Source organism: Thalassospira sp. CH_XMU1448-2 (genome assembly GCF_037027285.1).
In the GTDB taxonomy this organism is placed as follows: Bacteria; Pseudomonadota; Alphaproteobacteria; order Rhodospirillales; family Thalassospiraceae; genus Thalassospira; species Thalassospira profundimaris_C.
In genome coordinates this window covers 20,459-38,806 of sequence record NZ_JAYMEA010000001.1, presented here as the reverse complement: position 1 = coordinate 38,806, position 18,348 = coordinate 20,459, and the positions used below count along the sequence as shown (strand labels likewise).

17 protein-coding genes and 1 tRNA gene are annotated in these 18,348 nt (G+C 54.4%); 10 read left to right on the top strand and 8 right to left on the bottom strand.

Annotated elements, in window-relative coordinates:
• Window positions 1-16 precede the first annotated feature (16 nt).
• Entirely contained in the window at window positions 17-220 is a 204-nt protein-coding gene (locus WA318_RS00190) for a DUF1289 domain-containing protein (protein WP_336079378.1), read from the bottom strand.
• Between the two features lie 269 nt (window positions 221-489).
• Here WA318_RS00190 and WA318_RS00185 point away from each other — a divergent pair, with 269 nt between their 5' ends.
• Window positions 490-1,107: an RNA methyltransferase gene (locus WA318_RS00185; protein WP_336079377.1), complete on the top strand. Its 618-nt coding sequence runs from the start codon at window positions 490-492 to the stop codon at window positions 1,105-1,107.
• Between the two features lie 128 nt (window positions 1,108-1,235).
• On the opposite strand, the gene WA318_RS00180 is transcribed toward WA318_RS00185, so the two are convergent.
• The 3 genes from WA318_RS00180 to WA318_RS00170 all read right to left on the bottom strand — a co-directional run bounded on the left by WA318_RS00180 (window position 1,236) and on the right by WA318_RS00170 (window position 5,432).
• Entirely contained in the window at window positions 1,236-3,473 is a 2,238-nt protein-coding gene (locus WA318_RS00180; protein ID WP_336079375.1) for an anthranilate synthase component I, read from the bottom strand.
• Window positions 3,474-3,700: 227 nt separating this feature from the next.
• Window positions 3,701-4,693 carry a potassium channel family protein gene (locus WA318_RS00175; protein ID WP_336079373.1) on the bottom strand — a complete coding sequence of 331 codons (993 nt, stop codon included), beginning with the start codon at window positions 4,691-4,693 and terminating at the stop codon, window positions 3,701-3,703.
• A gap of 94 nt (window positions 4,694-4,787) precedes the next feature.
• The gene (locus tag WA318_RS00170; protein WP_114096103.1) at window positions 4,788-5,432 is read right to left on the bottom strand and encodes a phosphoribosylanthranilate isomerase; all 645 of its coding nucleotides are present in this window, start codon (window positions 5,430-5,432) and stop codon (window positions 4,788-4,790) included.
• A 155-nt stretch (window positions 5,433-5,587) separates the two neighbouring features.
• Between WA318_RS00170 and ubiE the strand changes: the two genes are divergently transcribed.
• From ubiE to WA318_RS00155, 3 genes are read left to right on the top strand one after another with little or no spacing between them, the layout of a single operon-like run.
• On the top strand, window positions 5,588-6,361 hold the full coding sequence (gene ubiE, locus WA318_RS00165; protein WP_114096102.1) for a bifunctional demethylmenaquinone methyltransferase/2-methoxy-6-polyprenyl-1,4-benzoquinol methylase UbiE: 774 nt from the start codon (window positions 5,588-5,590) through the stop codon (window positions 6,359-6,361).
• A gap of 13 nt (window positions 6,362-6,374) precedes the next feature.
• On the top strand, window positions 6,375-7,937 hold the full coding sequence (ubiB, locus tag WA318_RS00160; RefSeq protein ID WP_336080430.1) for a 2-polyprenylphenol 6-hydroxylase: 1,563 nt from the start codon (window positions 6,375-6,377) through the stop codon (window positions 7,935-7,937).
• Window positions 7,938-7,979: 42 nt separating this feature from the next.
• Window positions 7,980-8,420: a GNAT family N-acetyltransferase gene (locus WA318_RS00155; RefSeq protein ID WP_336079370.1), complete on the top strand. Its 441-nt coding sequence runs from the start codon at window positions 7,980-7,982 to the stop codon at window positions 8,418-8,420.
• Window positions 8,421-8,490: 70 nt separating this feature from the next.
• Here the strand turns inward: WA318_RS00155 and WA318_RS00150 are convergent, their stop codons facing one another.
• Entirely contained in the window at window positions 8,491-10,149 is a 1,659-nt protein-coding gene (locus WA318_RS00150; RefSeq protein WP_336079368.1) for a methyl-accepting chemotaxis protein, read from the bottom strand.
• A 456-nt stretch (window positions 10,150-10,605) separates the two neighbouring features.
• On the opposite strand from WA318_RS00150, the gene WA318_RS00145 reads away from it, so the two are divergent.
• The 3 genes from WA318_RS00145 (at window position 10,606) to WA318_RS00135 (ending at window position 13,120) form a co-directional block, all read left to right on the top strand.
• Window positions 10,606-12,192 carry a tetratricopeptide repeat-containing glycosyltransferase family protein gene (locus tag WA318_RS00145; RefSeq protein ID WP_336079367.1) on the top strand — a complete coding sequence of 529 codons (1,587 nt, stop codon included), beginning with the start codon at window positions 10,606-10,608 and terminating at the stop codon, window positions 12,190-12,192.
• Window positions 12,193-12,332: 140 nt separating this feature from the next.
• A complete protein-coding gene (gene gpt / locus WA318_RS00140; RefSeq protein ID WP_114096809.1) occupies window positions 12,333-12,812 on the top strand; it encodes a xanthine phosphoribosyltransferase in 480 nt (159 codons plus the stop codon).
• Window positions 12,813-13,046: 234 nt separating this feature from the next.
• Window positions 13,047-13,120: transfer RNA gene (locus WA318_RS00135), tRNA-Gly, on the top strand.
• On the opposite strand, the gene WA318_RS00130 is transcribed toward WA318_RS00135, so the two are convergent.
• From WA318_RS00130 to WA318_RS00120, 3 genes are all read right to left on the bottom strand, one after another.
• Entirely contained in the window at window positions 13,109-13,708 is a 600-nt protein-coding gene (locus WA318_RS00130) for a sigma-70 family RNA polymerase sigma factor (RefSeq protein WP_336079364.1), read from the bottom strand. The genes WA318_RS00135 and WA318_RS00130 overlap by 12 nt on opposite strands.
• A gap of 6 nt (window positions 13,709-13,714) precedes the next feature.
• Window positions 13,715-14,173, bottom strand: a complete 459-nt coding sequence (locus tag WA318_RS00125) for an ArsI/CadI family heavy metal resistance metalloenzyme (protein ID WP_114096808.1) — start codon at window positions 14,171-14,173, stop codon at window positions 13,715-13,717.
• Window positions 14,174-14,270: 97 nt separating this feature from the next.
• A complete protein-coding gene (locus tag WA318_RS00120; protein ID WP_336079362.1) occupies window positions 14,271-14,993 on the bottom strand; it encodes a thermonuclease family protein in 723 nt (240 codons plus the stop codon).
• Window positions 14,994-15,212: 219 nt separating this feature from the next.
• On the opposite strand from WA318_RS00120, the gene WA318_RS00115 reads away from it, so the two are divergent.
• The 3 genes from WA318_RS00115 to WA318_RS00105 all read left to right on the top strand — a co-directional run bounded on the left by WA318_RS00115 (window position 15,213) and on the right by WA318_RS00105 (window position 18,317).
• Entirely contained in the window at window positions 15,213-16,670 is a 1,458-nt protein-coding gene (locus WA318_RS00115; protein ID WP_336079361.1) for a TrkH family potassium uptake protein, read from the top strand.
• 124 nt (window positions 16,671-16,794) lie between these two features.
• Window positions 16,795-16,983: a DUF3012 domain-containing protein gene (locus WA318_RS00110; RefSeq protein ID WP_114096093.1), complete on the top strand. Its 189-nt coding sequence runs from the start codon at window positions 16,795-16,797 to the stop codon at window positions 16,981-16,983.
• Between the two features lie 326 nt (window positions 16,984-17,309).
• Window positions 17,310-18,317, top strand: coding sequence for an aspartate-semialdehyde dehydrogenase (locus WA318_RS00105; RefSeq protein ID WP_114096091.1), 1,008 nt, complete (start codon window positions 17,310-17,312; stop codon window positions 18,315-18,317).
• The last annotated feature ends 31 nt before the right edge of the window (window positions 18,318-18,348 follow it).

Genomic DNA, 18,348 nt, shown 5'->3' with positions numbered 1-18,348 from the left:
CCTTGCAGTGTCTTGATCAGCTGTTTGTCGATATCGCGGTTTTGCTGGCGGCGGTGAATTGTACCTGGCGTGACTGGGCCTTGGAAATCACCCGTTTTTTATTCCCGTCACTTAACCCCATCCAGGCACCGATTTCGTCACCAGTGCGAAAACATCCCAGACAAAATCCGGATTTGGGATCAAGGACACAGGTGCCGATACAGGGTGATTTGACGCTCATGAACTGGGCCTGGCTGACGATGGAAAACGGTCAGACATACAAAGCAGGTTCGGAGGCTGTGATCAAGTTGCAGCATTCCGGAAATGCTGAATTCGGTGCCGTGCGTCAAGGGAAATGCTCAGGGAGACAAGGAAGGAGAATGGCTGCCAATCGGGGCGGTTGGGTTGCCTTATCTGCCCCATGGGGGTATAGCCCGTTCCACGTTCTTGTCATGGAGTTGATTTCGCACGTGCCCGCATGGGGGCCGAGCGTGCGGCACGGAGGAAGATATGCGCGGCTATTTCGGGATTGGAATTGAAGGGGCAAGCAAGCCTTTGAATGTGGGCACCCTGTTTCGTTCTGCCCATGCCTTTGGCGCAAGCTTTGCGTTTACGGTGGATGCGGATTTCCGTGAGGAACGCTCCAACATTACCGACACATCGAAGTCGGGCGAACAGATGCCCTACTATCATTTCCCGGATCACGACAATCTGTTCCTGCCGCAGGGATGCCGGATGGTCGGTATCGAGCTGACTCCCGATGCGATTGAACTGCCAAGTTTCAAGCATCCGTCGCAGGCAGCCTATATTTTGGGGCCGGAACGCGGCAATCTGTCTGATGAGATGCAGGAAAAATGCGATTTCATCATCAAAATCCCGATGAGCTTCTGTGTGAATGTCGCGATTGCGGCAAATATCGTGATGTATGATCGCCTGATCAGTCTGGGGCGTTTTGCGCCGCGTCCGGTGCGTGCCGGTGCCCCGACCGAACCAAAGCCCGAAGCCCATTATGGCGGCTGGATTTCGCGGACCCGCGAAAAGCGCAAGGGTGATCCGGAAAAATTCCGTCAGGCACCGCCGCCCGATTATTCGGTGATTGACGGTTCGCTTGATGATGACGACGCCTGATCGGTTGCAGACAAGCAGATAAGATAAAAGCAACGGCCGCGAGGGAGGAGCGCGGCCGTTGCTGTATTTGATCTGCGCGTTTGTGCCTTAAAGGGGGACTTTGGCACTGCGCAGATCAGGTGCAGATGTTACGCCGCCTTGATGTCGGACGGCGTGGTCCCGGTCTCGGCTTCTTCCTCGGGCGTGGTGCCGTGCGGGTTGCGCAGAAGGTTGGCAATCATGCGCATTCCGACATCACCTTGCAGGGTCAGAAGGCTTTCCGGGTGGAATTGTACGGCACTGATCGGAAGACTGCTGTGACGAATGCCCATGATGACACCATCATCGCTTCGCGCCGTGACCTTCAAATCCGCCGGCAGTTCCGCCGCCTTGGCAAACAGGGAATGATACCGGCCAACAACGATGTCTTCGGGAAGTCCTTCAAACAGCGGATCGGTGGTATCGAGCTTTACCTTTGACGGTTTGCCATGCATCGGTGTGACAAGTTGGCCAAGCGATCCGCCGAAAAATTCGACAATCCCCTGCAATCCAAGACAGACCCCGAACACCGGCAAGCCCGCCGCAAGTGCACGTTCAATACTGTCACGCAGGTGATAGTCATCGGGGCGTCCCGGCCCGGGTGACAGGAAGACCAGATCGGGTTTGAAATCATCAAACGCCTCGTCGGGGAAGCCCGGACGCAGGGTAAGTGTCTGGGCGCCGGTTGCGCGGATATAGCTGGCAAGGTTTTGCACAAAGCTGTCTTCGTGGTCGATCAGAAGAACCCGTTTGCCAACCCCCGAACTTGCCGGATCGATGGTGACTTCGTCCTTGGCATCACGGGTCACAGCGTCAATCATCGCCGATGCCTTAAGAACGGTTTCGGCTTCCTCGGCATCTGACTGGCTATCATAAAGCAAGGTGGCACCAGCACGGACTTCGGCGACACCCTGTTTGAGACGCACAGTACGCAGGGTCAGTCCGGTATTGAGATCCCCATTGCACAGAACCGCACCAATCGCCCCGCCATACCATGCACGGGCGCTGCGTTCGACGGCCTCGATATGTTGCATGGCCGCGCGTTTTGGCGCACCGGTTACGGTAACGGCCCAACAATGGGTCAGAAAGGCATCAAGCGCATCAAACCCGTCACGGAGGCGACCTTCGACATGGTCAACCGTGTGGATCAAACGGGAATACATTTCGATCTGACGACGGCCAAGGATGCGGATGCTGCCCGGTTTGCAGACGCGGGCCTTATCATTGCGATCGACATCGGTGCACATGGTCAGTTCCGACTCATCCTTGGTCGAATTGAGCAATGTGCGAATGTTTTCGGCATCCTCGATGGCGTCGCGGCCACGGGCAATGGTGCCCGAGATCGGGCAGGTTTCAATGCGCTGGCCTTTGACCCGGACATACATTTCAGGCGATGCGCCAATAAGATGTTCGCCGTCGCCAAGATTGATCAGGAAGCCGTAAGGGGCGGGGTTGCGGCGTTTCAGGCGGCGGAAAATTTCCGAAGGTGCTGTGACACAAGGGGTTCTGAAAACGCGGCTGGGCACGACTTCAAACAGTTCACCACGGGCAAAGCGGGGCTTGGTTTCATCGACAATCGCGGCATATTCGCCGGTTTTCATATCGTTTTCGACAATCGCATTATTGCCGCGTGACGGCGGGTGGGGCTGTGACGAACGATCAAGGCCGACGGTGCTGTGGCCGTCCGGGGTGATGAATTCATAATCGATCTTGGTGGCGATACGGGACGCGTGATCGACCGTGATCAACTGATCAGGCAGGAACAGATGGATGTCCTTGTGATCGGACGGGCGGTCCTGGGACAGATTGATCTGTTCGAAATGAAGCGCGATGTCATAGCCAAATGCCCCGTAAAGCCCAAGGCGTTCATCGCCCTTGTGACCAAACAGATCACGCAGCGAGCGGACGACGGAAAACAGGCTTGGTTGCTGGCTGCGTTCTTCCTCGGGGAACCAGGAGGCCGGCTTTTTGACAACACCATAAAGCCCGTCCTCGCCATCGGTGATGCTTTCAACATGGGGATGGGGGGCAAGCGCATCGGAGATCACATCAAGCAGCACCCGGCCACGATCATTGAGCGCATGAATGGCAAAGCCCCGTTCGCGACCAACAATTTCAAGCGGTGGTGCGTCAAAGCCCATATCCCAACGTGAATAGCGACCCGGGAATTCATAGCTGGAAGACAGCAGCACACCCTTGGTCTGATCAAGGGCATCAATCAGGCCTTCGGTGGCATCTTCATAGGCGATATTGGTCATGCGGCGAATAACCGCAACACCGCCATCGGTTGTATAGCGGTACTCGCTGCTTTCTTCGGAAATGCCGGTTTCCTGATGTGGGGTCGTCACGTTTGTTACTCCTTTGTGGGCCTTATGCCGCAGGAGCCATGTGATCATCAGGAAGAAAGAAAGGTCTGAAAACACAAAGCCGCCTGCAAGAATGAGGCGGCCGGTATGTTCAGGGCATGTGTATTGGCCGCCCGCTTAAGCGTGCCACCACCAACGATTGGAAATACGGATCGGGTTCATGCCATGTGTTTTCATGGCTCAAACCATGTGCGCAAAAAAAGCCGACGTCAAGGCTTTTGCGTCGGCGTGTTGCTTTCTGCCTCTTTCAGCTCCAAGTGAAGCGGCAAATGGCAGTGCGGACAGGTCAGAATCTCGTCACTTTCACTGCGATGAACATCGCGGATATCATCAAGAACCGATTGCGCCTGTTCATCGCTAATACCCAGTTCTTCCTGATGGGATCTCAGTTTGTTGCGTACCCGTTCGGTCAGACGTTTGCCCATCAGCTGGCGGGTGGCCTGATGACGGTATTCGTTTTCACGGCGACGCAGTTCGGCATTGAAGGCCGAGGCCAGAATACCAGCCGGAACCGCAACGATCCCGATCCCGGTCAGGGAGATAATGCTGGCTAGAAATTTGCCAAAGGGTGTAATCGGCACGATGTCGCCATAGCCAACGGTGGCCAGCGTAATCACGCTCCAATACAGCGCCTTGAGCAGATTGCCAAAGGCCTCTGGCTGGGCTTCATGTTCGGCAACAAAGATCGCGCCGGCACTGAAAACCAGCATACAGGCAAGGGCGGCACTGGCCGCGCCGAAAATGCCCAGTTGCTGACGAAAGACCAGCAACATCAATTCAAGCCCGGTCGAATATCGGGTGAATTTCAGAAGGCGCAGCAACCGGATAATCCGGATAAAGCGCAGGTCAATCGATGTGAAGAACCACAGGAAAATCGGAAGGATGGCCAGAAGATCGATCAGCGCCATCGGGGTCAGCATATAGCGAAGCCGTCCCCATCGACCGCTAAAGTCCGGATTGTCCGGGGCGGACCAGACGCGAAGCCCGTATTCAACCGTGAACAGAAGGGTGCAGGCAATCTCGGTGATGGCAAAGGTCAGGTAATATTGTTCGGCCAGCTCATGGACCGAGTCAAAAATCACCGCCAGGACATTGATGACGATTGCACTGGCAAGCACCAGATGGACGAACAGCGACAGGCGAGAGTCACGCTCGACGCCATGTAAAAGTTTCTGTGTCTTCGAACGAAGCGTCGGTTTCATGTCGCGGCTACCCGGTCCGGCAAGGGATTGCTTTATTGCACGGAGAGTTTTGCGCCAATCGCTTCAGAAATGGTTAAATTACCCGACCAAAAGGTCAGTAACCCTTTGCTGCCCGGACAAAATCGGCAATTTTGCGGGCATCCTTGACGCCTTTTGCCTTTTCCACACCTGACGAGACATCAACCCAGGGCGCACCGGAAATGCGAACGGCCTCGGCGACATTGTCGGGATCAAGGCCACCGGCAAGCATCCAGTCGCTTTTGAAATTCTGACCGGTCAAAAGCGTCCAGTCGAACGAAACGGCATTGCCGCCCGGCAGGATACTGTCCTTGGGCGGTTTGGCATCAAATAACAGGAAGTCGGCAATCCCGTCATAATGGGCTTTGGCGGCCTCGATATCATCGGCGGTGCTGACCGAAATGGCCTTCATGACTTTCAGGCCAAAGCGTTCCCTGACCTCGGCAACCCGTTCCGGGCTTTCCTTGCCGTGAAGCTGGATGACATCAAGGTTTCCAGCGGCAATCGCGGTTTCAAGCGCCTCGTCACCGGCTTCGACGAACAGGCCGACCTTAAGGATGCTGTTGGGCACGCGCTTGGTCAGGGTCTTGGCACCGTTAAGCGATATGTGACGCGGGCTTGGCGGGAAAAAGACATAACCGAGCGCATCTGCCCCGGCGCTCATGGCAGCAATAAGGGCATCTTCGCTATTGATTCCGCAGATCTTTACCATGCAGCTCATCGGGGTATCCTGTCTTGTCGTCGCTCTAACTTTCGCAGCAAATAATTGGTGCGTCTGAGTCCCTTAGCAGAAACTGCACCATATCGACAGGATATTTGCGATTTGGGGTGGCTTTCCACTGGCAGGATAATCATTGCTGCGCTATTTTCCCGACCATGAGCAAGCATACAGACCCTGCCGCGGGCGAAAACGGCGAAAACACAACACACTTCGGGTTTCGGGATGTTCCCGAAAGCCAGAAGGCATCCATGGTGCGCGAGGTTTTCGACACTGTCGCGTCCAAATATGATTTGATGAACGATCTGATGAGCGGCGGTATCCACCGTCTGTGGAAAGACACGTTCATCAACGAGCTTAAGCCGCGTCCGGGAATGAAGCTTCTGGATGTGGCCGGTGGCACCGGGGATATCGCATTCCGCTTTTTGAAAAATGGCGGCGGGTCGGTCACGGTATGCGACATCAATTACGAGATGCTTCATGTCGGGCGCGACCGTGCGGCCGATCATGGCATCCTGAAAAACATCAATTGGACCGTGGGCGATGCGCAGAAATTGCCGCTGCCCGATCATTCTGTTGATGCCTATACGATTGCCTTTGGCATTCGCAACGTGACCCGGATTGAAGAAGCCCTGTCGGAGGCATTCCGTGTGTTGCGTCCGGGCGGAAAGTTCCAGTGTCTTGAATTTTCCAAGGTTGTCGTGCCGGGCTTTGACAAGCTTTACGACACCTATTCGTTCAAGTTGCTGCCGGAAATCGGGCGGTTCATCGCGGGCAATCGCGAAGCCTATCAGTATCTGGCCGAAAGCATTCGCAAGTTCCCCGATCAGGAAACCTTCGCATCCATGATCCGGGCTGCTGGTTTTGAACGGGTGAAATACCGCAATCTGTCTGGTGGTATTGCTGCCATTCATTCGGGTTGGCGGGTTTGAGGGTCTTGAGCGCATGATCCGGTTTGTCCGCAACAGCTTTCGCCTGCTTGGCATGGCGCGTACATTGGCGCGCCATGATGCATTATTTCCGCTTGCCCTTGTTCCCGGCGGAAAGCTTCTGGCGTTCTTTGCCCGTCTGACGGCACCGTTTTCCGGCCGTTCCGACCTGCCGCCCGGTCGCCGACTGGCCCGCGCGCTTGAGGAACTTGGTCCGGCCTTCATCAAGCTCGGCCAGACGCTTGCGACCCGGTCTGATCTGATCGGTGATGATGTCGCGGCTGATCTGTCGACGCTTCAGGACCGCTTGCCACCCTTTTCGGCCAAGATCGCCAAACGGATCATCACCGAACAGCTTGCCGAACCGTTTGATGTTCTGTTTTCGGAATTTGACGACCAGCCGGTGGCGGCTGCGTCAATCGCGCAGGTGCATTTCGCAACCACGCCCGATGGTCGTGAAGTCGCGGTCAAGGTTCTGCGACCCGACATCCGGGTACGGTTTGCCCGTGATCTTGATCTGTTTTACTGGGTTGCCGAAATTGTCGAACTGACCCAGCCGCGCCTGCGTCGCCTTAAGCCGGTCGAGACCGTCAAGGCGCTTGAAGACAGTGTTCATCTTGAGATGGATTTGCGCTTTGAGGCCGCAGCGGCATCGGAATTCCGCGACAATTTCGAAAGTGATCCGACCTATTACATCCCGCAGATCGATTGGGAACGCACCGCCGAACATGTCATGACCATGGAACGGGTCAAGGGGGTTCGTATCGACAATGTCGAGGCCCTTGATCGCATGGGGATTGATCGGTCTGCCCTGCTTGCCAAGGCCGCGGGGGCGTTCTTCCAGCAGGTCTTCCGCGACGGTTTCTTCCATGCCGACATGCATCCGGGCAACCTGTTTGTCGATGAAACCGGCCGGGTCAGCATCGTTGATTTCGGGATCATGGGACGTGTTGATAAGCAGACGCGTCTCTATCTGGCCGAGATGCTTCTGGGCTTTTTGACCCGCGACTATCACCGCGTGGCCGAGGTCCATTTTGAAGCAGGTTACGTGCCGCGTACCCAGTCAATTGAAACCTTCCAGCAGGCTTGCCGTTCGATTGGCGAACCGATTCTGGGCAAGGAACTTGCCGATATTTCGGTGGGGCGTTTGCTGGGTCAGCTGTTCCAGATTACCGAACAGTTCGGCATGGAAACCCAGCCACAGCTTCTGATGCTTCAGAAAACCATGATCGTTGCCGAGGGACTATCGCGTATCCTTAGTCCGAACGAGAATATGTGGGAATTGTCGCGTCCGCTGATCGAAGACTGGATGCGTGAAAACCTTGGTCCGGAGGCCAAGATCAAGGATGCAACCCTTCAGGCAGGATTGATGTTGCGCCGTCTGCCCCGCGTGCTCGAGGCGGCTGAAAAGGCGTCTTCTGTTCTGACCGATCAGGGATTGCGTCTGCATCCCGATACGGTGGCAGCGATGCGTGGCAAATCCGGAAACGGTCAGGGAAAATCAGGCGGCGTGTCGCGCCAGACGCTGGTTCTTTGGGTTGCGATCATTGCCCTTGGTCTTGCGGTCTATCTGAAATAGGACCCTTTCTCGCAAGGTCTTAGTCAGACGCGGAGGTTTGCGATGAGCAACGATACCGACGACATCGACATCAGCACGGATCGCGACAAGATTGATCTGGCCTATTGTTATGGGTTTATCGCGGCGTCCTATTGGGCTGGCGGACGGACGCGTGGCGAGTTTGACCGGTCTGTCGAGATGTCCTTTCCGGTCGGGGCCTATTGCGATGGCAAGCAGGTCGGTTTTGCGCGCGTGGTCAGTGACCAAATCGCCATTGCGTATGTCGCCGATGTATTCGTTGATCCGCGATATCGTAGACGGGGCATCGCCGCCCGGATGTTGGAAGCCCTTCATACCCATCCGGAATTGCTGCGCGTGAAACGCTGGATGCTGGCGACCAATGACATGCAGCCGCTTTATCGGCTTCATGGCTATGAAGACCTTGATGATCTGATGATGATGCGGGTTGACGAGGATGCGCAAAAGCGCGATCCGCTGCGCTAGTCCGGATCACGAAAAACAAAACGCCGCCACGGTCAGACCGGGCGGCGTTTTTTATCGGGTTCAGAGCAGCCTAGCTTGCACGAACTTCATCAAGGAAGTTGCCGACTTCACCACGCAGGGTGCCGGACTGGCTGTTGAGCTTGTCAGAAGCGCCAAGTACCTGATGCGCTGCTTCGCCGGTTTGACGGGCAGCTTCACGCATTTCATGGATGTGATTGGTGACTTCCTGCGTGCTTTGAACGGCCTGCTGGACCGAGTTGGAAATCTCGGTGGTGGCCTGCCCCTGTTCTTCAACGGCTGCGGCGACCTCGGATGCGATTTCGTTCAGATTAGCAATGATGCTGGTGATGCCGTCAATGGCACCGACAGCTTCCTGGGTGGAACCCTGAATGCCGGAAATCTGGGCCGAGATATCTTCGGTCGCGCGCGCGGTCTGGTTGGCGAGGTTTTTGACCTCGTTGGCGACCACGGCAAAGCCTTTGCCAGCATCGCCTGCACGGGCAGCCTCGATGGTTGCGTTAAGTGCCAGAAGGTTGGTCTGTTCGGCAATCGCCTGAATGATCTGGACGACTTCACCAACTTTCTGTGCCGAAACATCAAGTCCCTGCACCATTTCGTTGACCCGGACGGCCTCGGTGCTGGCATTTGCCGTGATATTTGATGTCTCATTCACGCGTGCACTGATGTCACGGATCGAAACAGCAAGCTGTTCGGCCGCACTGGCAACGGTTTCAACGCTGTGATTTGCCTGTTCGACGGCGGCAACCACGGCCTGTGATCCGGCTTCGTTTTGCTGAACAGCCGCGACCATTGTCTGGGCGACTTCCTGCATTTCACCAGATGCGCCCGAAACGCCATCAACAACACCCATGACGGTTTGTTCGAACCGTCCGGCAAGGCCCGCCATGGCTTCGCGGCGCTTGGCTTCGGCGCGCTCGCGTTCCTGTTCACGTTCACGGTCAAGCTGGGCAACGCGGTTGGCGTTTTCCTTGAAAATCTCGACCGACGATGCCATTTCGCCGATTTCGTCCTTGCGGCCGACACCGGGCACTTCGACATCAAGATTGCCATCAACAAGGGCCTGCATCGCACCGTTGATCTTGACCATCGGGGTGAGGATCTGGTTGCGCAGAACAATCCAGGTGGCCCCAAGCAGAACAACAAGGATGGCCGCAGCAAGGGCGACCTGTACGATCACGGCCTGTTTGACTTCGGCATTTACACGATCAAGCGACCATGCGGTGATCAGCATGCCCCGATACTGGTCTTCGTCACGGCGTTTGGAATATTTGGTGATCGGGGCCGCAACAATTACCGCATTTTCCGAGATGAAGCTGATGACTTCCTTGTTTTCGAGCTGTTCAAGATAGGGTTCGATCAAGGCAGGAAGATCGTGCTGGCGCAGGGTTTCAGACTGATAGGTGCCAATGGCATCACCGTCCGGATTGGCGGCAATCAGGCTCGCGAGCTGGGAGCCATCCTTGTCGGTGATCTTGCGGAATTCCTTTTCGACGGATGCACCATCCATCGCAATGAAACCGGGCTGGACCGCAGTCGACAGCATCTCGGTTTTTTCGACCGATTCATTATACATGATCTCGATCATGGCTTCGCGTTGTGAAACGGTCTGAATGGTCATCATGGCGCCAAAGCCGACGACCAGAAGTGCGACGATAACAAAGATAACTTTTCGTCCGACAGATGCACCGGATCTTTTTGGTTCAGCCATTTATGGTCTCCCACTCCTTCAAAGGCTTTTAATCGCTTCCCTAGATTTTCTGCCGCACATTTCGCCGCTGTTATTTTGCGAAGGCCTGACAGGGTATTGGCAGATTATTTTCCTGAATTTTAAGAAATCAGGATCATTCTGCGTTTTTATATTTTATCCACTTTACCGCGTGGGGACGTCGAAGTTGAAGCAAAAAGCGTCTCTTCTGCCATTGAGGCTACCCCATACAGTCACATTATCGAAACAAGAAACGACGGTTTTGCGGAATATTCGGTTTCGTGCATGACAAACGACAAATACGCCTATTGGTAAGGTGTTTTTTGGTAAAATATACTAATCTGCTTATGTGAAAGTGCCGCAGCGATTCAAAATATATGAGTTGTGGATTCATTCTTTCATACTTTGGGAAGCGGGGTTGCTCCGGTCAGGCATCGGGCGGGGCGTGAGGGGAACAAAATGGCGAAATCTGCGACAACAACCAAAAAGCGGTCCGGCAAGAAGGGCGGAAAATCAGCCAGTGTTAAAAAGGCCACTCCGTCAGGCGCTTCGGTGCCCCATCCGGAAATTGCGACGGCGTCAAAGGCGACGGCCAAAGGATCTCCTTCTCCCGGGGGGGATGTCGCGCCGGAATCGCAGGCAAACATGGCAGACGCTGCACAAGTCGCCCAAAAGCGCCGGGTCATCAATGATCTGTTCCAGCGTGGTCTGGCCGCCCATCAGGCGGGACAGATTGATGATGCCATCCGCCTGTATAGCGCGTCTCTTCGCCAGAACCCCCAACAACCCGATGTCTGGAACAATCTTGGTGTTGCCCTACGGCGCAGCAAAAAGTTTGAAGCGGCCCTGATGGCTTATCGTCGTGCCGCTGAACTGCGACCGGAAAATGCCGGGTTATGGTCGAATATGGGCAATTGCCTGCGCGAAATGATGCGTTTTGACGAGGCCATTGTCGCACACAAAAAGGCGCTTGAACTTGATGACAGCATCAAGTCGCATACCTTCAATATGGGGCTTGTCTATCGTGATCTGAACCGGTTTGAAGATGCGCTAAGGCATTTCGATCAGGCATTGGCGATTGATTCCGATTATGTCGACGCCAATTGGGACAAGGCATTGGCACATCTGGCACTGGGGAACTATGCCGACGGTTGGGCCGGATATGAGACGCGGCGTAAACTTGCCGATAATCCGATCCGTCCGCTTGATACGGCCCCGGAATGGGATGGCAAAACCGATCTTCGTGGCAAACGTATTTTGCTGCGTGCAGAGCAGGGCTTTGGCGACATGATCCAGTTTGCCCGCTTTGTGCCGCTGGTGGCCAGGAAAGCGGGCCATGTCATCCTTGAATGTCGCAAGGAATTATTGCCGATCATGCGCACCGTTGCCGGTGTGGGAACGCTGGTTGAAAAAGGCCGGCCACTTCCGGAATTTGATGTGCATGTTCCGCTTTTGAGTTTGCCCCATGTCATGGGGATCGGCGGCGATGCGCTTTTGAAAATATCGGCTGATCCCTATTTGACGCCGCCGCCGGGCAAACATGTCCGACTGGCACCAACACCGGGGACGGTTCTTAAGGTCGGGTTGATCTGGGCGGGCAAACTCAATCCGCGTGACCGGTCGTGTCCGATCGAGATGTTGCTTCCGATCCTTTCGGCAAAGGGTGCTGCGTTTTACAGTTTCCAGATTGATGATCGACGTGCCGATCTTGATAAGCTGGGCCTGAATGCGTTTGTGACCGACCTTGGCGATCATATTCATGATTTCGGAGACAGCGCGGCCTTGATGAAGGCGATGGATCTGGTGATTTCGATTGATAGTTCACCTGCCCATCTTGCCGGTGCGCTCGGCGTTCCGGTCTGGATGTTGCAGCTGTTTACGACAGATTGGCGCTGGATGGTCGACCGGTCGGACAGCCCCTGGTATCCGACCATGCGGATTTATCGGCAACAGGCACCGGCCGACTGGTCGGTACCTGTCAAAAAACTTTCGGGCGATTTTGCAACGCTTCTTCAGGCAAGGTTGAAAACATGTGAGGTTGCGTGATGAGCGAAACCTTGCCTTCCGCGCAAACAAGGCGTAGTTAAGCGCCTTAAATTTGTGAGTCCCTGTCTTGACGGTCTGGTATCGTTCACAATGTGATGACCAACCGTTTTGGCGAACTGATCTGGCGCAGGAGAATTCTTGTGAGCGAAGCTCCTTATAACAAAGGTTTCCCGGTTTCCTGGGAACAGATGCATCGCGATGCACGTGCACTGGCATGGCGTCTTTTGGAAAAAGGCCCGTACAAAGGCATTATCGCAATTACCCGTGGCGGTCTGGTTCCTGCGGCGATCATCGCGCGCGAACTTGATATTCGCCTGATTGATACGGTTTGTGTGCGCAGCTATTCCGACAAAAGCCGTGGCGATCTTGAATGGCTTAAAGGCATCGAAGGTGATGGAACGGACATGCTGATCATCGACGATCTGGTCGATACCGGCAAAACCGCCAAGGCGGTCCGTGAAAAGCTTCCGCACGCACATTTCGCAACGGTTTACGCCAAGCCGCTTGGTCGTGAAATCGTTGACAGCTTTGTCACCGAAGTATCGCAAGATACCTGGATCTACTTCCCGTGGGATATGGAACTGTCGGTCAACGCACCGATTTCCGAACGCGCCCGCTAATTGCGTCTCTGTTTCCAGTGACGGGTCAATCGGACCCGTCAGGCAGGAACAGACGCGCATGGAATTTCGCCCGGATTACCGTCATTGAACGTCGTGCGTTTCTTGATGGTCCGGGCGTTTCTTTTGGGGCGGGTTCATGCCCGACGGCCTGACGGGCACGGGCAAATTAATTGCCGCTAACGATTGCGATCTGCTTGCGCGCCTTTCCAAAGCGGGCTATAAAACGCGCGCTTCGCGGGTGTAGTTCAATGGTAGAACGGCAGCTTCCCAAGCTGCATACGAGGGTTCGATTCCCTTCACCCGCTCCAAGCTTTTCTCTCGGAAATTTCTGACTGGTTCGCGTCACATGATCCGGAGTCCGGACATGAGTGGTCGCATTTATGTGTGCTTCCATTCGGGCAACATGCGATCAGTCGATCACGCAAACGCCTTCGGGCACGCTGAACACGGGATTTTACTGTGGGCAGAGCAATGGCGTGCTGAGCCGCAAAGTCAGTCTGACGTTTTTGCTCCAGATCTATTTCCCTGAGAATTTTTTGATCTGCATCGGTTAGTTCCGAAATGAAGGCAGCCAGACAGTCATGGAGACCGGCACTGTCCGGAGAAGTTTGTGCCAGATCGCGCGTCGGGTCTGTCTGCAAATTCTGCAATGCGGTGCGTTCGCGGCCCTGTTTGCGGTAAAAATCAACAACCTTGCTGCGTGCAACGGCATATATCCAGGCGGTCGGGTTGGATGCAGCACCGAGTGTCTGCTTGTTGCGAATGATGGCTTCGAGAATGTCCGAGACCACATCCTCAACCGCATGTCGGGGAATACGATTTTGCACAAATCTGTGCAGGCCCTTGCGAAGGGCCTGCCAGTCAGCAGATGTGTGATGTGCGGATGCAAATGTCATATGTCTTCAGGCGCAACAAACCTGACCGGATCGGGTTGACTGGTTCGGTTGGTGACCACAGCACGGTGTCAGGGGATTGTCGACAGAAACGTTATTCTGCGCCGGATCATCATCAAGAATACGATACCATTCCCAGGACAGTCCATCGGGCTCTGTGACCCAGAACTTCGACTGTCGTGCATGACAACACCCGGTTTCCCCAACATCACTGGCGGCAAGGTCGCGGTGATGCAGGCGCTCGGCGGCCTTGTCGAATTCAGGTTCTGTCAGACACTCAACACCGATGTGATTGAGATGTTCTTTTGCCTCGGGATGCTCGAACAGAACAAGTTTCAAAGGTGGCTGATCAATTTCAAAATTGGCATATCCCGGCCTTGTCTTGTGAACCGGACTTGCAAACATCTCGCTGTAAAATGCGATAGCTTCGTCAATATTTGCGACATTCAGGGCAAGTTGCAGACGCATTTTCGTCTCCTTCGAAATCATTGTGATGATCAGAAAGACGTGCGTTTGGCTAAAAAGATGCAGGAACGGGAAAGTTTTTTAAAGCAGGAAGCCGTTTTTAGGGCGCTGGCGCAAGATAGTCGTATCCAAGATCACGGGCCTGTTCGTCGCTGCAAATTTGCGGCGTTTCGGTGCGTTTGACTTTGTCAAAGCGTGGATCGAGTGTCCCGACATAATGTTTATCCGGGGTTGGCACAAACAAACAGCGACCAGCTTCACCGTTCAGACGTTTGCCGTCACGCCAGTCAGCTGGCGGCACCATATCGCCCCCATGAATGCCGATCCCGGCATTATCGGCCACTGCAGACAGATTGTCATAGCGATGGGAATAGCCGGGGATAGGCAATGCTTCGCCGTCACTGATCATGGCTGCGGCCACATCACGTTCGCCAATACCACATTCGACAATCGGAAAATCACCGGGCTTGTTTGAACGTTCCGCATCACCGGGCCAGCAATGGACCTTGAACGGTGCCATGGCAAAATATTTGCGAAGCTGCATCGCCGATGACATGCCGCAATCCCAGAAACTGCCATTATGCAGGCATTGCTGACCAAGTTCAGGGGCATCGATCCCCGCAATATCCGCGACAACGTTATCAATCACGATTGTATCGCCATCGACCACCAGAACATCCCGGCCATCAGCCTCCAGCGAGACACCATCATTTCTGCTTTTTGCATCTCCCGCGGCGTGAACCGGCTTGTCTTGCGTATAAACCGCAAGCGCAAACAGCACGGGAACAGCGACCAGAAGGAACAGGCGGAGAAAACGTTGCAATGGGACCTCAGAGGTTCGGCGATGGATCAGTCTTTGTCGAATGACACATCGGATAGAGGCAAAGAACAAGCGAAAAGAACGGCGAAATAATGACATTGATCGATTTCACCGCTCGCTTTTTCCAAAGCGGTTTGACCGTGCCTTGCACAATAACAGGATGCATTCGTAGGGATTTGGGGCTAAAAGCGGGTTTGTCTTTGCGCTGACAGGGAAGCTTCTTTGTTTCGTCTGCAACCCATCTTTTTCGTTGTCGGGGTTATGGTCATCATCATCGGGATATCGATGATGGTGCCTGCTGCCGTGGATTTGTTTTACGGCAATCCGGACTGGAAAATCTTCGCCCAGGCGTCGATGACAACCATCGGACTTGGCGGTATGGCATGCCTTGCCTGCCGATCTGATATCGGTCCGCGGGTAACCGCCCGACAGGGTTATGTCCTGACCGTGGTGTCGTGGATTGCTGTCAGCCTGACAGGAGCCTTGCCGCTTTGGTATTCGTCGCTTGGGATCAGTTTTTGCGATGCGGTTTTCGAAACCGTCTCCGGTCTGACCACCACCGGTTCGACCATTCTTTCCGGACTTGACGAGTTGCCACCGGGATTGCTTGTCTGGCGATCAATCATGCAGTGGCTTGGCGGGATCGGGATTATTGTAACGGCACTGGCATTGCTGCCGATGATGCGGGTTGGCGGGATGCAGCTTTTCCAGATGGAAAGTTCGGACCGTTCCGAGAAACTCAGCCCGCGCATTCGCGACATGTGCCTTCAGATCGTCCTGATCTATAGCAGCCTGACTGTTATCTGCATTGTGTTGTATCGCGTGTTTGGCATGAGCTGGTTTGATGCCATCAACTATGCCATGACAACGCTTTCGACGGGGGGCTATGCGACGTCCGACCTGTCATTTGCAAAGTTTGATACCAGCCTGTCCCTGCATTGGGTGGCGATCATCTTCATGTTTGCCGGTGGTTTGCCATTTACCGCCTATGCGGTGTTGTTGCGCAAACGCAATATCAAGGCATTGACGGACAATCAGCAGATCAAGATTTTCTGCATGATCATTGCTGGTTTCACCTTGTTATTGACGATCCGGTTGGCCCATATTTCTGATGACAGTCTTTTCCGGTCCTTGACCCTTGCAGCCTTTAACCTTGTTTCGGTCATTACAACGACCGGGTTTGCATCGGGCGATTACCTGTTGTGGGGCCCGGCTGCGATCATGCTGTTCTTCTTTGCGACCTTTATTGGCGGGTGTTCGGGGTCTACATCGGGCGGTTTCAAGATGTTCCGCCTGTATGTGGTATTTACCGGATTGCGGGCCCATTTCATGCGGTTGCGCAGCCCCTCAGCCGTGGTTGTCAGCCGTATTGATCGCCACGAAATCACGTCAGACATCTATAATGCTGTTACGGTTTATGTCTTTCTGCTGGCGGTCAGCTATATCGCAGTCACAATTGCGCTTGGCATGACGGGGCTTGATCTGATTACGTCGATGAGTGCGGCTGCGACCGCGCTTGCCAATGTTGGCCCGGGTCTTGGTAACATTATCGGCCCTGCCGGTAATTTCCAGTCATTGCCCGATTCAGCAAAATGGATTCTTGATGTCGCCATGATCCTCGGACGTCTTGAGTTTGAAACGCTTCTTGTGCTTTTGATGCCGTCCTTCTGGCGCGACTAGACAGGTTATTTTCGAGAAATATCGATTTCTGTGACGGTTACCACAGACTGCAGCTTTGGTTTGGCCCAGGTTTGTGCCATGTTGAGCGTTCAACGAGCAAAACAAACAAAATTTGGACACGGACATGAAGCTGCAGAACAAATTTACACGCAAAACAGCAGCCATTCTTTCTGTCTTGATGGTCGCAGGTGCCGTTTCGGCCTGTTCACCGGAAGTCGGAAGCGAAGAATGGTGTGCGGATCTTAAAGAAAAGCCGAAAGGTGACTGGACTGCAAACGAAGCAGCCGATTTCACCAAACATTGTCTTTTCTGATCGTGTGAATGTCTGACCGGATTGTTCCCGATCCGGTCGATTCTCCTCATTTGTCTGGAAACGCCGTCTTCATGACGGTTAAATCCGCCCTTCGACACCTGCTTGGCGGTGGTACTGTCGAAGGGCGGATTTTTGCGTTTGAATGGCGAAAAACAACGCGGAACAAACTGTTTTCCGCTGCGTTATAGACAGAACATTTCCGCGCATAAGTGCGATGCAGCAAGGTACATTTGCGTTGCCTTGATAAATCCCTATAATGCGCGGCCCGCGAATGATCGCGGTAGTCGAATACGACAACAATTTTTATACGAGGTTAGACAAGTATTATGAGTGCCGAAAATCTCCATGTCGGTGTGATCGGCGCAACCGGTGCGGTTGGCGTCGAGCTGATCAACGTTATGTTTGATCGTAACTTCCCTGTGGGTGAACTCACCCTGTTCGCGTCCGAGCGTTCGGCAGGCAAGACCGTGGAGACTAAGTTCGGCACTAAGACCATCGCGCTGTTTTCTGTCGAAGAGGCAAAACAGTGCGATATCGTCTTCCTTGCTGTTTCGGGCGACTTCGCCAAGGAATATGCCCCGCAGATCGCCGAAGGCGCGCTGGTCATTGATAACTCCTCGGCATTCCGTCTGAATGACGATGTTCCGCTGATCGTGCCTGAGATCAATGGTGATCTTGCCAAGACCGCAAAGCTGATTGCGAACCCGAACTGCACCACGGCAATTGCCGCAGTTGCGCTTTGGCCGCTGCATCAGGCCTTTGGCTTGAAAAAGGTCATTGTATCGACCTATCAGGCAGCTTCGGGTGCCGGTCAGCCGGGCATGAATGAATTGCGTGAAGGCCTGGCAGCCGGTCTTGAAGGCAAGCCGGTTCCGGCAGAAGTCTTTGCCCATCCGCTGGCATTCAACGTTATTCCGCATATCGATAGCTTCCAGGATAACGGCTATACCCGTGAAGAGATGAAGGTAACCTGGGAAACGCGCAAAATCTTTGGCGCGCCGGATCTGCCGGTATCGTGCACGGCGGTTCGTATTCCGACCGAGCGTACCCATTCCGAGGCGATTGTCGTTGAAACCGAAAAGGCTGTTACCCCGGCGGCTGCCCGCGAAGTTCTGGCAAAAGCCAAGGGTGTGAAGCTTGTCGATGATCCGGCGAACAACCTCTATCCGATGCCGCTGACAGCGACCGAGCAGTACGACGTGGAAGTCGGTCGTATCCGGTCGAACCTGATCTTTGGTGATCATGGTCTGGAGCTGTTTGTTGCGGGTGACCAGCTGCTTAAAGGCGCTGCGTTGAATGCAGTCCAGATTGCAGAAGCATCCATCGCCGACTGATCCCGACGGGATTTGAACCAATACAGAAACG